Raw genomic sequence first — 14183 nt, 5'->3', positions numbered from 1 at the left:
CTGTCCCTCTTGGCGGCCTACACTCGTTCTATCGGCCGCCACCCGCTAACAAAGGCCATGATTCTGTGTTTTCGTCCAGCAAAATAAGGTTAGAGCAATCCTAACGCCGTTTCCCGGCTAAGCAACGAATCACGATTCTCCCTGTTTTCTCCATCGGTTAGCCGCATTGCCCGATGAAGCGCCCATCTTGATTAGCGCTTTGGCATAAAGAGAAATGGTTGCGTTCGAGCGACCGAATTCGCCTTCGAGCCTCCAAACATTATGATGAGTCGCGACTCATTTTCGTGTCGATCGCCCGCTAACATTCTTCGTTTCCTGTTTAAACCGCGCTGGTCACGAGCCCCGATCTTCCAAGGTCTTCAGAAACTCCAGAAGCACCACTGCATGGTTGTGAACCGGATCCTTCGCGCCATACAGCAGTGTCACCGGTCCATCCTCAAAATGAAGCAATGCCTGCACCGCCGGATTCGACGCCAGTTCCTGCCGGTATCTTTCCCGAAAGTCCATGAACCGCTCCGGCCTGTGATCAAACCACTTCCGGAGCTCCGGCGATGGAGCCACTTCCTTGATCCAGTCGCTCAGTTCCGCATCTTTCTTGGATAGACCGCGTGGCCACAACCGATCGACAAGCACCCTGCGACCGTCTTCGTTCGAGGGTTCGTCATATACGCGTTTCAGTTTCAGAAGCGAATGAGCCATTCCGAAAGCCCTCGCTATTTCAGAGCCTATTGCCGATTACATAGCCCGCAACCATCACACCGGCAATCCGAGATGCTGCCATCTCCATACCCTCCACGTCCGTTGAGAATCGACCCCTATGCGAGTTTCGGATCGGCCTTCCTTGAAAAGAAAAGATGCGCGGTTAAATTGAATCCATACCATTCCATGGGGAGATTTAACGATGCTCAAAGTCTCACTCGCCACTGCAATGCTGGTCCTGTTGACGCTATCGTCTTGCGCAAACACGGTAAAGGGAATGGCGAAGGATGCAAAAGAAACCGGCCAGGCGATGGATTCGAGTACGCATCGGGTGCTGAAGGCGTCGAACTAGCCTAGTTCTCTGACGCCGGCCGCAAATTGCTCTGCGGGAACGAGCGCACGGCCGTGTATCAATGCGAAGATTCCCATGATAGCGTCCCCCAACTCGTCGGTCTTGACCGGCGGACAGCACTGGAGGCGGGCGCAATGCGTATTATTTTCCGATGTGACCCGGCTTTGGCCGAATATCTGCCGCGTCCCGTCCTTGCTCGCAGTGCGCTGCCGGACTGGCTGCGCACTATGCCCAACACCGCCTATTCGGCAATTCACGGTCGCGACGTGCGCACTTTGAAGCAGTGCCCTCCCGTGGTCGATGCGATGGCGTATGGCTTCACGATACTTTTGCCGTGCGATGTGCTTGTGGATAAGGGTGCCTTTTCCTGGAATTGGGATATTCCGTCGCCAGCCACCGAGCGACATCCTCGATCGCCGCTCAGTTTTCATACGCCTGGGCAATTGACCGGCAGCCCGTTTGAAATCGCCGGGCAGGCGGCGGTCAAATTCAACAGTTTCTGGACAATCCAGCTCGATGATGGCTGGTCGCTCTTTGCAACACATCCCATCAACCGTGCCGATCTTCCCTTTCGGCTTGTCACAGGCCTTGTGGATTCCGACCGGTTTACTGACGGCGGGATCAATTTCCCGGCAATTTGGACTGAACCTGAATTCTCGGGGATCCTGGCCCGCGGAACGCCGGTCGCACAGTGTTTTGCGGTTCCACGCAGCATGCCCGAACTTGTTTTTGAGGAGTTGGATGAGCAACGGCAGGAAGCGTATACGCAGACGGTTGCCACCGTGCTTTCAACACCGGGCGTCTACCGCAAGCGATTTCGGGCCAAGCGCGGTCGCTCCGCTAACCAATGATTGACGCAGAACCTCCTCGTCGAGCCACAGCCGACCGCACGGCGCCGAGGTAAGAGCCATGGCAATGACGCCAAACGTGGATGCGTCCAGCGCATAAGCCGTCGAGAAGGCCGCCATCGCCTCGTCCATTCTGCCCGCCTCTTGCAATACGACACCCAAGTTAACGGCCGCCTCCGGCGCATCTGCGTTCATTTCGAGCACACGTTGGTAAGCCTCGGCTGCGCCGTCCAGGTTCTGCAGATCGTGCCGCACGAGTGCTAACTCAAACCAAATTTTTGGATGGTCTTCGAGGGCAACGGCGCGTTCGAGCAGTTGCTCTGCTTCAACGAGGGCGCCACGTCCTCTCGCTAGCGAACTGAGCCGATTCAAAGCTTCCAGGGATGTCGGCTTGGCATTGAGAACCATGCTCCAAGCATCGCGTGCAGCCGACTTGTTGCCCATCTGGTCGAAAATTCGGGCTTTCTCGACAAAAATCTCCAGCCGGACTTCCAGGCTTGCCGCTTTCTCAAGCTGCATCAATGCCGCTTCCAGTTTATGCTCTGCTCGATAAATTTTACCGGCGAGAAAGAGGGCGGGGGCGTTCCTTGGTTGAGCTGCAAGACTCGTCTCTATTTTTTCCCGAGCACCGGAAAAATCTTCTTCTGCAAACAGAATAGCTGCCAAAAGATGAGAGAGCGACGGATCCGATGGAAACTGATTTAAACCGGCTTCGCAAAGCTGCTTTGCCAGCTCACGATTGCTCTCATTGAACGCCGCTATCGCGTTCGCAATGATCGCCAAACGCTCACTTTCTTTCATGCGCAGCCATCCAGATGCTCCCGAGCGCAATACCCCGTATCGCCATGACGGAGTTATCCGCCGCCGATATCGAGCCGTCAATTGTGGAATTTCATCCGCCCGATTACGCTCAAACGGTCGGCCTTTGCCCTGTCAACGCCTTGTTGCGCTTCTACGATGAACCGCGACTCGCTGTTCGAAGCGATAGACGTGCGACCAAGATGGATGAGGGAAGTAAACATGACGGACGCCAAGAGCGGCATCTCTGGCCTAAGGCCAAACATTACTGTCATTGGCGTAGGCGGTGGCGGCGGAAACGCGATCAATAACATGATTGCCGAAAATCTGGCGGGTGTGGACTTCATCGCGGCAAACACGGACGCCCAGGTCCTCGCGACATCGAAGGCAGCTCGCCGCATCCAGCTCGGAGCAAATGTAACCGAAGGTCTCGGTGCAGGTTCGCTGCCGGAAGTTGGCCGCGCGGCTGCCGAGGAATCGATCGATGAGATCATGGATCATCTGAGCGGTTCGCACATGTGCTTCGTCACCGCCGGAATGGGCGGCGGAACGGGGACGGGTGCGGCGCCGGTGATCGCACAAGCTGCCCGTTCGGCTGGCATCCTAACCGTCGGCGTGGTCACCAAGCCGTTTTCGTTCGAGGGCAATCGCCGCATGAAGACAGCGGAGCTCGGCATCGAGGCGCTGCAGCAGGCAGCCGATACCGTCATCGTAATTCCCAATCAGAATTTGTTTCGCATAGCCGATGCAAAGACCACTTTCGCGGATGCCTTCATGACCGCCGATCGCGTGCTCTATTCCGGCGTTGGATGCATCACCGATCTCATCGTCAAGGAAGGCCTGATCAACCTTGATTTCGCTGACGTGAAATCGGTCATGCGAGGTATGGGCCGAGCTATGATGGGCACGGGCGAAGCGACCGGGGAAAACCGTGCGATGAGAGCGGCCGAGGCGGCAATCGCGAATCCGTTGCTGAACGACGTTTCAATGAGAGGTGCGAAGGGTGTTTTAGTCTCGATCTCCGGCGGCTCGGATATGACGCTCTTTGAGGTGGACGAGGCAGCGAGCCGCATTCGCGACGAAGTGGAAGGCGATGCGGAAATCGTCATCGGTGCGATCTTCGACCGCAATCTCGACGGTAGGTTCCGCCTCTCTGTTGTGGCGACCGGATTGGATGGCCGCAGAATGCTTGAACCGATGGACGCCTTTGTTCGGGATTTGGATCCGAAGCATACGCTACAGTAGCATGCGAGATTTTCGATGGGGCGGGAGAGAATTGGACGCCGAGGTGCCGGTCGGTCGCTTCGGCAGGCGACGGTCCTGCGAGGTGATGCTAGGATCAGGGCGGCAAAGATAAGGGAACTGAGATGCGCAAGTTTAACGTTATCGTCGCGAACGAAATCGAAGCTGATACCGCCGAAGAGGCCGCCCTGCTCATGTACCAGGAGCTGACGAAAGGGCAGCCACCGCTTCATTTTTCGGTCATGGATGACTCAAACTCCACTACCAGCATAACGCTGGATCGTGAAAAGGCAGATGAATTTGCCAGCATCGACCATACCGCAGACCCCGGCAACTGGTAACGAGATAGGTTCAAGAGGAGCGATCGAATTAAGATCAGTCGTCCATACGAAGCGACGAGCGCCCGTTTGTAAGATCATTTATGAGTTGTGCGACGGCTTGGACATCCTCTTGAGGCAATTGGATTGTCGCGTCGCAACCTTCGTCGGTGAAGTGCTGTTCGACAATGCGAACCTGATCGAGCGAGGCGAGGCGTGCCTTTACGAGAGCCAGATCGCTAAACTGAATTTTCGCTTGTCCGGCGATCATCGGCGTAAAAGCGATGAGCTTCGCTGCCCGCAGGCAGGCTGCGGCGCTCCCGCCATAGGCTCGCACGAGACCTCCCGTCCCAAGCAGAACGCCGCCGAACCATCTGGAAACGACCAGAAGCACACGGTCAACTGACTGCCCGTCGATTGCAGCCAATATCGGCTTTCCGGCCGTACCGCTCGGCTCGCCATCATCCGAAAAGCGGTAGGCTTGTCCGATGCGCCAGGCCCAGCAATTGTGATTGGCCCCTGTTGCTGTGGCGACGGTCTGAAGAGCCAGTTTCGCGGTCTCCTCGGTATCGACAGGGATTGCGACGGCGCGAAACGTGCTCTTCTTGATGATCTGTTCGAAACTACACTGCTCTTCAAGGCGAAACATCTTAATCCCAGCGATATGGAGTGCGGTGCTTGGTTCCAAATCCATCGTAGGAACCATGTGCAGCAACCATAGTTTCTCCATAAATGATGGAGGCGCAAATGTATCGCGACTTAAATGGGTTCTATGGAGGAGGAGGGAGCCCTCGGAAGCCGGAAAGAAAGCCTCCGCACTTGACGCCGGGTCAGCAGAAATTGCTGATGTGGGCGCTCGGACTTGAACTCCTGCTCCTATTTTTAGCCCCGATCGGCGGCGTCTCTGTTGTCAGCGCGTTACTGTACATAGCGCGATGATCGGGCACGCCATTCCCAATCCCCTGGCATGCTTTAGCCCTGCCTTGCCGCGGCTCCGGCCGCGACTGTCAAGATAAAGTCGTCGAGCTCCCGCTCCAGGCTTTCGACCGGCAGGCCGACGAACCGCCCTTCGAGGCTGATGCTGACGACGCCGTGAACGGCGCCGAACAGGGTTCGCGCACGGATGGCGCGCGCCGTCTCCGACATGGTCGGCTGCAGTTCGGCAAGCGGCTCGGCAATGATGCCCATCAAAAACATGTGCTCTTCCAGATGCCATTCGGGGCTCGGACGATTGTCCGGCGGCCGATGGTCGAAGAGCGCCTTCCACAGATTGCGATGAGCGACCGCGAACCGCAGATAACCGCGTGCGAGGTTGCGCAGGCGGTCCGTCGGCGTGTGATCCTTGACCTCCGCCAGCGTCAGCGAGGCTTCAAGCGCCTTCAGCGTCGACGAATTGACGTGAATGACGAGATCGTCGAGATCGGCAAAGACCGTATAGAGACCTCCAAGAGCGCAGCCGACATCCTGCGTGACGTCGCGTGCCCTGAGGTTGGAAAGGCCGTCGGTCGCGATGCGATTTCGCGCCGCCTCGATCAGCCGCAACCTCAGATCCTCGCGCTTTTCCAGGGTTTTTCTCGCCATTAACCATTCCAATCCGATTTTTGAACGTCGTTCAAAATTATTCTTGAACGACGTTCACGATTCTGGCATACATCATTTCATGAACATCGTTCATAAACGGGAGACGACAAATGTTCAATTCAATTCTGACGCTCATCCGCGGCCGGGCCTACGATGCGGAGCAGGCGTTCATCGATCGCAATGCCGTGCCGCTGCTTGCGCAGCAGATCCGCGACGCGGCGAGCGCCATCCAGTCGGCGCGGCGAGCAGTGGCGGTTGCCATTGCGCAGAATGAGCAGGAAAAGAGCCAGCACATGGCGATCACCGCGCGCATCGCGGATCTGGAAACCCGGGCCATTGCCGCCCTGCAGAAGGGCAGTGACGAGCTTGCCCGGGAAGCGGCAGAAGCGATTGCCCAGCTCGAGGCTGAGCGCGATGCCTCCGAGAAGGCACAGGCGCAATTCATCCAGACGATCGGTAAGCTCAAGGCAACCGTCCGCGCATCGGAAGCGCGTCTGCAGCAATTGCAGCGTGGCGAGCGGCTGGCTCGTGCCACCGAACAGACACAGAAGCTTAATGCCGTTAGCGACGCCGCCGCTGGCCTGGTTACGCTCGACGAGGCCGAGGAAACGCTTGCCCGCCTCCAGGCCTATCAAAATCGCTGCGAGATCACCGCATCGGCCATGAAGGAAATGGACGCCGCGAGCCGGCCCGAAATCGTCATCGAAAAACTCGCCAGCGCCGGCTTCGGCGCACCGCTTGGCCCCTCGGCCGATGGCGTGCTCGCCCGCCTTCGCGAACGCATGAATTCAGCAGCCTGAAACCAAACACATCAAACACATAAGAGAGGATACGATCATGAACGACAGCTTCCAGAAACACTCCCAGGCTTGGGTCAGCTTTTCCTACATCTCCTTCGGCGCCGCCGCCTTCATGCTGTTCGTCGGTCTCTACATGATGCCGATCGATCTCTGGGGCAAAGGCTATCTCGCCATGGGCATCCTGATGCTGGTGCAGACGGCGGTCAACGTGACCAAGACGATCCGCGACAATGCCGAGGCTGACAGGCTGATCCGCAAGGTAGAGGATGCCCGCACGGAAAAGCTGCTGGTTAAGTTCAATCGTGACGGTCAGGACTAAACTTTATTAACGACGCCGCAGAGTTGTATCGGCGCTCAACCTTTGCGTAATAACTCTGTGGCGTCTTGTTGGCTGAATGAGGGGTACGCCATGCAAAAGCACTTAATGAGATCGAGGAAGTTTGCGCCGCTGTTTTGGACGCAGTTCCTCACCGCTTTCAACGATAATTTTCTCAAGCAGACTCTGGTTTTTGTCATTCTAGCGGAGATGGCGACGGAGGGTGCGGCGCTGGTGACGCTTGCCGGCGGCATCTTCATCGTGCCGTTTCTGCTCTTGTCGGCGATTGCCGGCGAACTCGCCGACAAATATGACAAGGCGAAGATGGCTGAGCTTCTGAAGCGATGTGAGCTTGGCGTGGCAGCGATCTCCGTCGTCGGCATCGGCTTCTCGTCCATCTGGATACTGATGCTCGCCCTTTTCGGCTTTGGCGTCATCTCCTCGCTCTTCGGGCCGATCAAATACGGCATCCTGCCGGATCATCTGGAAAGCCGGGATCTTCCCAAGGCCAATGCCTGGATCGAGGGCGGCACTTTCATCGCCATTCTCACGGGCACCATGGTTGCGGCAGTCGCCTTCCGCGAGGGCGAGAATGTCTGGATCTTCGGCCCGATGATGATGGGGCTTTCCATCCTCTGCTGGTTTGCTGCGCGCATGATCCCCTCGACCGGTTCCAAGGCGCCGGATCTGGTCGTCGACACCAATGTCGTGCGTTCCAGCTACAGGCTCGTGAACGAACTTCGCGCCGATAGCCGCATCTGGCGCGCCTCGTTGATGAACTGCTGGTTCTGGTTCGTCGGCTCCTTCATCATGTCGATGCTGCCGGTCATGGTGACCGACATCCTCGGCGGCTCGGAAATTGTCGTCCCTGCTTATCTGGCGATCTTTGCCATCTCCGTCGCCATCGGCTCGGCCATCGCCGGCTGGATGGCTGCAGGCCGTATCGTGCTGCTGCCGGCGCCCGTCGGCATGCTGATTGTTGCGCTCTTCGGTCTCGATCTCGCCTGGAACCTGTGGGGCCTTCAGTCGACCGCCCATGCCGAAACCATTCTTGCCTTCTTTGCCGGACCGAAGACCATTCGCGTTGCCATCGACCTCGCCGGTATGGCAATCGGTGGTGCCTTCCTGGCCGTTCCGACTTTCTCGGCCATGCAGAGCTGGGCACATGAGGATCGCCGCGCCCGCGTCATCGGCGCATCGAATGTCCTGTCCGCTCTCTTTATTGCCGTTGGCTTGGCGCTTGTGGCTGTGCTGCAGGCAGTCGGGCTGTCGGTTCCGGTCATCATTCTCAGCATCTCCGTGCTTAACATCGCGATCGCCTGGGTCATGCTGAAAATGCTGCCGACCAACGCCTTCCGCGATCTCATCTCCATTATCTTCCGCGCCTTCATGCGGCTGGAAGTCGAAGGTCTTGAAAACATCCGCAAGGCCGGCCCGGCGCCGATCATCGCGCTCAACCATGTGAGCCTGCTCGACGGTGCTCTGGCGCTTGCCATCACCGAGGAAGAGCCTGTCTTTGCGATCGACTATGCCTTCGCCAAGAAATGGTGGGTGCGGCCGCTTTTGACGAAGTGCAAATTCCTGCCGCTCGACCCGACGAAGCCGATGGCGACGCGCTCGCTGATCAAGGTGATCCAGGATGGCAGCCCGGTCGGCATCTTCCCCGAGGGTCGCCTGACCGTCACCGGCACGCTGATGAAGGTCTATGACGGCGCGGCCATGGTCGCAGACAAGACCGGCGCGATGATCGTGCCCGTTCGCATCGATGGCCTGGAAAAGAGCTACGCCTCCTATCTGACCTCGAGTCACGTTCGTCGCCGTCTCTTCCCCAAGGTCAAGGTGACGATCCTTGAGCCGGTCAAGCTCGACGTTCCGGCAGAACTCAAGGGCAGGAAACGGCGCATCGCGGCCGGTGCCGCTCTCTATCAGATCATGTCGACGCTGATGTTCCGCACCGCCGACACCGACAACACCGTCCTCGGCCGCGTCATCGAAAGCGCCCATGAATATGGCGGCAAGAAGCTCGCCGTCGAAGATCCGATTGCCGGCAAGCTGTCCTATGCCAAGCTCCTGACCGGTGCTGCGGTGCTGGGCGCGAAGTTCCGGAAGATGTTCCCGAACGAGAAGACGCTCGGCGTCATGCTGCCGAACGCCAATGGCACGGCCGCGACCGTCCTCGGCGTCATGTCGGCGGGCAAGGTTCCGGCCATGCTGAATTTTACGGCCGGCGCTGCGAACATCCTGTCGGCCTGCCGGACGGCAGAGGTCAAGCATGTGCTCTGCTCACGCGCTTTCATCACCCAGGCCAAGCTCGGCCCGGTGGTCGAGGAACTCGAAAAGCACGTGACGTTCGTGTGGCTGGACGAACTGCGCACGCAGGTCACCTCGCTCGACAAGATCGTCGGCCTCGTCCGCAAGTACCGGCCGCTGGTCAAGCGCAGTGCCGATGATCCGGCCGTTATCCTCTTTACCTCCGGTTCCGAAGGTGCGCCGAAGGGCGTGGTGCTGAGCCACCGCAATATCCTATCGAACGCAGCCCAGGCGGCCTCGCGCATAGACTTCCACCCCGGCGACAAGGTGTTCAACATTCTGCCGATGTTCCATTCCTTCGGCCTGACGGCGGGCACGATCCTGCCGCTGGTTTCGGGCGTGCCGGTGTTCTTCTATCCGTCGCCGCTGCACTACCGCATCGTGCCGGAGCTGATCTACGTCTCGAACGCCACCATCGTCTTCGGCACGGATACGTTCCTGAACGGCTATGCGCGCACCGCTCATCCTTACGACCTCCGGTCGATCCGCTACATCTTCTCGGGCGCCGAGCCGGTGAAGGCGTCGACCCGCGAGGTCTATATGGAGAAATTCGGCCTGCGTATCCTGGAAGGCTATGGCGTGACCGAGGCAGCCCCAGTGATCTCGCTGAATACGCCGATGTACAACCGCACGGGAACGGTCGGCAAGATCATGCCGGGGATGGAATGGAAGCTCGATCCGGTTCCCGGCATCGACGAGGGCGGCCGTCTTCTTATTCGCGGCGCCAATGTGATGGCCGGCTACCTGCGCGCCGACAATCCCGGCGTCCTCGAGCCGCTGCGGGAGGGCTGGCACGATACCGGCGACATCGTCACCATCGATGAGGACGGTTTCGTCAAGATCCGCGGCCGGGCCAAGCGCTTTGCCAAGATTGGCGGCGAAATGATCTCGCTTGCCGCCGTGGAGACCCTTGCCGCGCAGCTCTGGCCTGGTGCTCTCAGCGTCGTATCGGCTATACCGGACGCGAAGAAAGGCGAGCGTCTTATCCTGCTGACCGATGCGCCGGATGCGAACCGAAGCGATTTCCTGGCATTCGCCAAATCGAAGGGCGCCACGGAAATGATGGTCCCTGCCGAAGTCACCGTCGGCAAGGTGCCGGTACTCGGCTCTGGCAAGATCGATTTCGTGACGGCGCGCGCCGTGGCGATGGAAGGACTGTCGCAGTCGCAAGCGGCGTGAGTTTCGTACCTGGGCAGCAAAGCGGTCGGTGGTTAACGCCTGCAATGCGCCCGGGCCGAAAACCGCGACCGCGGTGACGAGGGCAGGGCACATCAACAATGCGGGTGGTTATTTGCGTAACTTCACCCGCAAAGCGGAACGAGGCGAGTTTTCGCTTGGACCGATGTTGATGGTGTGTTTCAGGTTCCTGCTTAATCGAGCGGATAGGCCGACAAAAGCCTATCCGCACTAAATGAACGCAAACGTGGCTTTTCGCGCTTCGACAGCCGCGCGAAGGTTCGATTTGTGGCAGTTCTCGTAGAAGACGACGGTCTCCGCCGGCATCGCAGCCGGGACGTTGACAAAATCCTGTAGTCGTAGGCCGGGTCGCTCGTTTAGAGCCGGATCAGCCAAGTGTTCATCAGCTAGTTCGGCGACGCGGTCGCGCAATGCTGCGAAGTAGGAAAGGTTTTCGTCCACGACGGATGGTGCGGAGGTTTGGCCGTGCGCGAGGACAACGTGATTTGCCTTCAAATCACGGATCCGCTGCAACGATGAGCAAAGCGCATGAAGGTCAGCCGGAGCTTTGCTCCAAACTTCCGGAATCGGCGTCTCGACTGCGTCGACGGCCAGGCAGACGCGAATCTCGGGAATCCACACAGACACATGGTCGGGAGCGTGCCCGGGCGTATGAATGAGCTCCAGCGTGAGGTCCCCGCCATGAAGCGCCATCTCCTCGCCAGCGAAGGTGATATTGGGTGCGATGATCTCGACATCATGGAACCGCGCGCTTTCCTGCATCTTGTCGCTGAGAGTTTGCCGGGATGACGGATCATGCAACCGCTCGAGTGCTTTGGCATGCGCGACGATCGGCACTCCGCCGCGGAGTGCCGCATTGCCCCAGAAATGATCCCAGTCCATATGGGAGTTGACGACAACGAGCGGTCGATCCTGCAAATGACCGCCAAGCAGTTCGAGTGCCCTCGCACAGAGGGCCGGGGTCGCCAGCGTATCAATCAGAACGTTGAATCTCTCGGTGCGGACGAAGACGCTGTCGACTTCGTCCGCTGCTCTGATAATGGCGATGCGATCGTCGAGATCGGGATAAGAACACAATTCAACGGTGATATCCATCAAGGGCAGCTTTCAGTGGTTTTCGACATAAGGCCTGTCGAAAGATCGCAATGCCGCGCCAGAGCGCATGTCGCTGTTCTTCCACACCATCGGCTTTTCTTAAGTGACGGGACTCGCCCCTTGCGTGAATCTTAGCCTGATTGGGTCGCTGGCGACAAAGCTCTCTCAGAAACACCTAGAGAATGCCAATTTCCCACCGGCGTCAGTAAACCAATCGAGCTCGTATCGTCCCCGGAATCTGGCGAAGCGCGTCAAGTATGTCATCCGGCGTCTCGCCAACGTCCTCGACTTCAATGACCACGTAACCCGTTTCGCCGTGCGTCTGTAGGAACTCACCGACGATATTCAGTCCACGGGACGAAAAAATCGTATTCAGATTGTTCAGGATGCCAGGGCGATTTTCATGAACATGGATGAAACGCGTTCCATTTGGACGTGGCGGCAATTGAACCTGGGGAAAATTGACCGCGCCCAGCGTCGAGCCGACGTCGGAATACTCGACAAGCTTCCTGGAGACTTCCCTTCCAATGCGCTCCTGGGCTTCTTCGGTCGACCCGCCGATGTGCGGAGTGAGAATGACATTATCCAAACCCTGCAGCGGCGTGTCGAAGCGCTCGCTATTTGATGCCGGCTCCTTCGGGAACACATCCACAGCCGCACCCGCGAGATGTCCTTCTTTCAAAACCTTGGCAAGCGCTTCGAGATCCACCACGGTCCCGCGCGAATTGTTGATGAAAATGGCTCCCTTTTTCATCCTGCGCAGTTCGGCTTCAGTGATCATGTTTTGCGTCGAACTGGTTTCCGGAACATGCATCGTCACATAATCCGAGATTTCGAGAAGCTCGCCGAGCGTTGCCATCGACTCTGAATTGCCGTGGCGAAGCTTATCTGAAGGATCGAAATAGCGCACAATCATGCCCATGCTTTCCGCAAGGACGCTAAGCTGCGACCCAATGTTGCCGTAGCCGACGATGCCCAGCGTTTTCCCGCGCACCTCACGACTGCCTACGGCCGATTTTTCCCACCCACCTTTGTGGGCGGATGCTGAACGCGGGAAAATCTGCCTGGTCAGCATGATGATTTCGCCGATCACAAGCTCTGCAACCGAGCGCGTGTTCGAATAAGGAGCGTTGAATACGGGGATTCCGCGTCGACGCGCTGCATCCAGGTCGACCTGATTGGTCCCCACGGAAAAACAACCGACGGCGATAAGCTTTTTGGCGGATCTGAAAATTTCGTCTGTCAGATGTGTGCGTGAGCGAATTCCAATGATATGCGCATCGGCTATATGACTTTTGAGATCCTTGTCATCCAGAGCCTTCGGCAAATGCGTGAGATTGACGTAGCCGGACGACGAAAAGTAGTCCACGGCGCTCTGACTGATGCCCTCAAGCAGAAGTACGGAAATCCGATCGCGCGGAAGAGAAAGATGTCGGGTCATTTGAATTGCCTTCGATTGTCGCATTCGATTAAGCCGAGGTCGCTTGTCGGCCAGAGAAACGCACAGATATGGCAACATGCTTTAGCGACCATCCGGCGGACAGCGCAAGAACAAACTCAACCATATTTGGCGGCAAAGGACCACGCCCATGGTCGACGACTTTTGGGGAATCGGCTCATAACCGATCGAAGATGAGAAAGCACGTTCGGCGATGTTTTGCGAGCGAGCGCAAGTGTTGTCGCTGCCCGAGGCTGCGTTCCTTCAATCGGGAAGATTGGCCCGCCCGCCAGCGCCGAGTCTGGCGAGAACTGGCGGCGAGGCGATCGGACGCCCGGACCACTTCAAAATATAGTCGCGGAAATGCTGTCGTTCCTCTGCGGAAGCGAAAATGCGATCAGGCCAGACATGCGCCCATGTCTTGGACATCCAGAAATAAAAAGTGCCATCCTCTTCCTCGATCGCGCGAAGCGACGGCCACGGGCAGCTCAGCGTCTGACCGTTCGCTGTAAAGCGGATACCTTCCTGATCCACCCATGCCTCGACCGGCACGCCCGCGCCGCCATTTTTGACCAGCTTTCGATGATACATGGCGCGCAGCAGCGCGCGCGCCGGCTTGATCAGGACGACCGTTGCCAGAGCGCATAGAGCCACCGTCGCGACGACCACCAAGACAAACCGCACCACGTTGCCGGAGCGCCAGCTATCGTAGCTTGTGATGAGAGCGACGAACAGCGCAATGAACGAGATGGCAAGCACGGAAGACCGCAGTGGCAGTAGCTGGCGCGTCGTGTGCTGAATCGCCAGATGATCATCCAGGGTTAGTTCAAACACCTTATGGAAACCCGGCTCACGGCTTGCCGGCCAGATTTTGGGAACCGAAGTGCGGGGAATCTCAGACATAAGATGACCTATTGCAGAGTGGAGACTTCTCTTCCTGACACACATGGCCGAGGTGGATCGTGCAATGCGGGGTAGCAGAGCCGACCATCTCTTGCTCGGATTATTTCGACAAGCCCCTGGTTAAATACGCGGGCTATTTTTGTCACGGAAACCGAACCGCGAAAGTCTTAATTTTCATCAATACCTATTTAGAAACCTACAGCCGATAGACTCCCTGCCGTCTGAGTTAATATGGAAACGCGGAGTGACATGCTGATTGGCTACATGCGCGTCTCGACCGGCGAGCA

At 57.9% G+C, this 14183-nt stretch carries 14 protein-coding genes and 1 pseudogene; 8 read left to right on the top strand and 7 right to left on the bottom strand.

The features are described from left to right. Positions 1 to 333 precede the first annotated feature (333 nt). The gene (locus N2601_RS29605) at positions 334 to 699 is read right to left on the bottom strand and encodes a DUF488 domain-containing protein (protein WP_260304584.1); all 366 of its coding nucleotides are present in this window, start codon (positions 697 to 699) and stop codon (positions 334 to 336) included. Positions 700 to 901: 202 nt separating this feature from the next. On the opposite strand from N2601_RS29605, the gene N2601_RS29600 reads away from it, so the two are divergent. Together N2601_RS29600 and N2601_RS29595 are read left to right on the top strand one after the other, a co-directional pair. After that, complete coding sequence (locus N2601_RS29600; protein WP_104827804.1) at positions 902 to 1051, top strand: entericidin; 150 nt, start codon at positions 902 to 904, stop codon at positions 1049 to 1051. Positions 1052 to 1185: 134 nt separating this feature from the next. Further along, positions 1186 to 1902: a hypothetical protein gene (locus N2601_RS29595; RefSeq protein WP_104827803.1), complete on the top strand. Its 717-nt coding sequence runs from the start codon at positions 1186 to 1188 to the stop codon at positions 1900 to 1902. Here the strand turns inward: N2601_RS29595 and N2601_RS29590 are convergent. After that, positions 1840 to 2700 (bottom strand): tetratricopeptide repeat protein, encoded by an 861-nt coding sequence (locus N2601_RS29590; protein ID WP_260304582.1) that lies wholly within the window; start codon positions 2698 to 2700, stop codon positions 1840 to 1842. The genes N2601_RS29595 and N2601_RS29590 overlap by 63 nt on opposite strands. Positions 2701 to 2919: 219 nt before the next feature. Here N2601_RS29590 and ftsZ point away from each other — a divergent pair, with 219 nt between their 5' ends. Continuing rightward, the gene (gene ftsZ / locus N2601_RS29585) at positions 2920 to 3942 is read left to right on the top strand and encodes a cell division protein FtsZ (protein WP_260304581.1); all 1023 of its coding nucleotides are present in this window, start codon (positions 2920 to 2922) and stop codon (positions 3940 to 3942) included. A 122-nt stretch (positions 3943 to 4064) separates the two neighbouring features. After that, the gene (locus N2601_RS29580) at positions 4065 to 4280 is read left to right on the top strand and encodes a hypothetical protein (RefSeq protein WP_260304580.1); all 216 of its coding nucleotides are present in this window, start codon (positions 4065 to 4067) and stop codon (positions 4278 to 4280) included. Positions 4281 to 4314: 34 nt separating this feature from the next. On the opposite strand, the gene N2601_RS29575 is transcribed toward N2601_RS29580, so the two are convergent. Together N2601_RS29575 and N2601_RS29570 are read right to left on the bottom strand one after the other, a co-directional pair. Continuing rightward, positions 4315 to 4905 (bottom strand): IMPACT family protein, encoded by a 591-nt coding sequence (locus N2601_RS29575; RefSeq protein WP_260304579.1) that lies wholly within the window; start codon positions 4903 to 4905, stop codon positions 4315 to 4317. A gap of 323 nt (positions 4906 to 5228) precedes the next feature. Beyond that, entirely contained in the window at positions 5229 to 5837 is a 609-nt protein-coding gene (locus tag N2601_RS29570) for a TetR/AcrR family transcriptional regulator (RefSeq protein WP_104827799.1), read from the bottom strand. Positions 5838 to 5947: 110 nt separating this feature from the next. Between N2601_RS29570 and N2601_RS29565 the strand changes: the two genes are divergently transcribed. From N2601_RS29565 to repC, 4 genes and pseudogenes are all read left to right on the top strand, one after another. Next, positions 5948 to 6637 carry a PspA/IM30 family protein gene (locus tag N2601_RS29565; protein ID WP_104827798.1) on the top strand — a complete coding sequence of 230 codons (690 nt, stop codon included), beginning with the start codon at positions 5948 to 5950 and terminating at the stop codon, positions 6635 to 6637. 37 nt (positions 6638 to 6674) lie between these two features. Then, complete coding sequence (locus N2601_RS29560; protein WP_104827797.1) at positions 6675 to 6956, top strand: YiaA/YiaB family inner membrane protein; 282 nt, start codon at positions 6675 to 6677, stop codon at positions 6954 to 6956. A gap of 90 nt (positions 6957 to 7046) precedes the next feature. Then, positions 7047 to 10442, top strand: a complete 3396-nt coding sequence (locus N2601_RS29555) for an acyl-[ACP]--phospholipid O-acyltransferase (protein ID WP_260304578.1) — start codon at positions 7047 to 7049, stop codon at positions 10440 to 10442. A 37-nt stretch (positions 10443 to 10479) separates the two neighbouring features. Continuing rightward, positions 10480 to 10674 (top strand): annotated as a pseudogene (gene repC, locus N2601_RS29550) (replication initiation protein RepC); the annotation flags it as partial. Here the strand turns inward: repC and N2601_RS29545 are convergent. The 3 genes from N2601_RS29545 to N2601_RS29535 form a co-directional block, all read right to left on the bottom strand. Beyond that, positions 10671 to 11555: an MBL fold metallo-hydrolase gene (locus N2601_RS29545; RefSeq protein WP_260304577.1), complete on the bottom strand. Its 885-nt coding sequence runs from the start codon at positions 11553 to 11555 to the stop codon at positions 10671 to 10673. The pseudogene repC and the gene N2601_RS29545 overlap by 4 nt on opposite strands. A gap of 202 nt (positions 11556 to 11757) precedes the next feature. Further along, positions 11758 to 12996 (bottom strand): phosphoglycerate dehydrogenase, encoded by a 1239-nt coding sequence (gene serA / locus N2601_RS29540; RefSeq protein ID WP_104827794.1) that lies wholly within the window; start codon positions 12994 to 12996, stop codon positions 11758 to 11760. Between the two features lie 261 nt (positions 12997 to 13257). Next, positions 13258 to 13896, bottom strand: a complete 639-nt coding sequence (locus tag N2601_RS29535; RefSeq protein ID WP_260304576.1) for a YcxB family protein — start codon at positions 13894 to 13896, stop codon at positions 13258 to 13260. Positions 13897 to 14183: the final 287 nt, after the last annotated feature.

This window comes from Rhizobium sp. CB3060 (assembly GCF_025200735.1).
In the GTDB taxonomy this organism is placed as follows: domain Bacteria; phylum Pseudomonadota; class Alphaproteobacteria; order Rhizobiales; family Rhizobiaceae; genus Rhizobium.
Note: the sequence above shows the minus strand (reverse complement) of the source record. Positions and strands in the feature narration are given on the sequence as shown.

What these genes read in the sequence shown, in the direction of transcription:
- N2601_RS29560 (WP_104827797.1), top strand. Translation starts at nt 6,675, where the DNA reads ATGAACGACAGCTTCCAGAAACACTCCCAGGCTTGGGTCAGCTTTTCC.
- N2601_RS29575 (WP_260304579.1), bottom strand. Translation starts at nt 4,905, where the DNA reads ATGTTTCGCCTTGAAGAGCAGTGTAGTTTCGAACAGATCATCAAGAAG.
- N2601_RS29605 (WP_260304584.1), bottom strand. Translation starts at nt 699, where the DNA reads ATGGCTCATTCGCTTCTGAAACTGAAACGCGTATATGACGAACCCTCG.
- N2601_RS29580 (WP_260304580.1), top strand. Translation starts at nt 4,065, where the DNA reads ATGCGCAAGTTTAACGTTATCGTCGCGAACGAAATCGAAGCTGATACC.
- serA (WP_104827794.1), bottom strand. Translation starts at nt 12,996, where the DNA reads ATGACCCGACATCTTTCTCTTCCGCGCGATCGGATTTCCGTACTTCTG.
- N2601_RS29555 (WP_260304578.1), top strand. Translation starts at nt 7,047, where the DNA reads ATGCAAAAGCACTTAATGAGATCGAGGAAGTTTGCGCCGCTGTTTTGG.
- N2601_RS29600 (WP_104827804.1), top strand. Translation starts at nt 902, where the DNA reads ATGCTCAAAGTCTCACTCGCCACTGCAATGCTGGTCCTGTTGACGCTA.
- N2601_RS29565 (WP_104827798.1), top strand. Translation starts at nt 5,948, where the DNA reads ATGTTCAATTCAATTCTGACGCTCATCCGCGGCCGGGCCTACGATGCG.
- ftsZ (WP_260304581.1), top strand. Translation starts at nt 2,920, where the DNA reads ATGACGGACGCCAAGAGCGGCATCTCTGGCCTAAGGCCAAACATTACT.
- N2601_RS29595 (WP_104827803.1), top strand. Translation starts at nt 1,186, where the DNA reads ATGCGTATTATTTTCCGATGTGACCCGGCTTTGGCCGAATATCTGCCG.
- N2601_RS29545 (WP_260304577.1), bottom strand. Translation starts at nt 11,555, where the DNA reads ATGGATATCACCGTTGAATTGTGTTCTTATCCCGATCTCGACGATCGC.
- N2601_RS29535 (WP_260304576.1), bottom strand. Translation starts at nt 13,896, where the DNA reads ATGTCTGAGATTCCCCGCACTTCGGTTCCCAAAATCTGGCCGGCAAGC.
- N2601_RS29590 (WP_260304582.1), bottom strand. Translation starts at nt 2,700, where the DNA reads ATGAAAGAAAGTGAGCGTTTGGCGATCATTGCGAACGCGATAGCGGCG.
- N2601_RS29570 (WP_104827799.1), bottom strand. Translation starts at nt 5,837, where the DNA reads ATGGCGAGAAAAACCCTGGAAAAGCGCGAGGATCTGAGGTTGCGGCTG.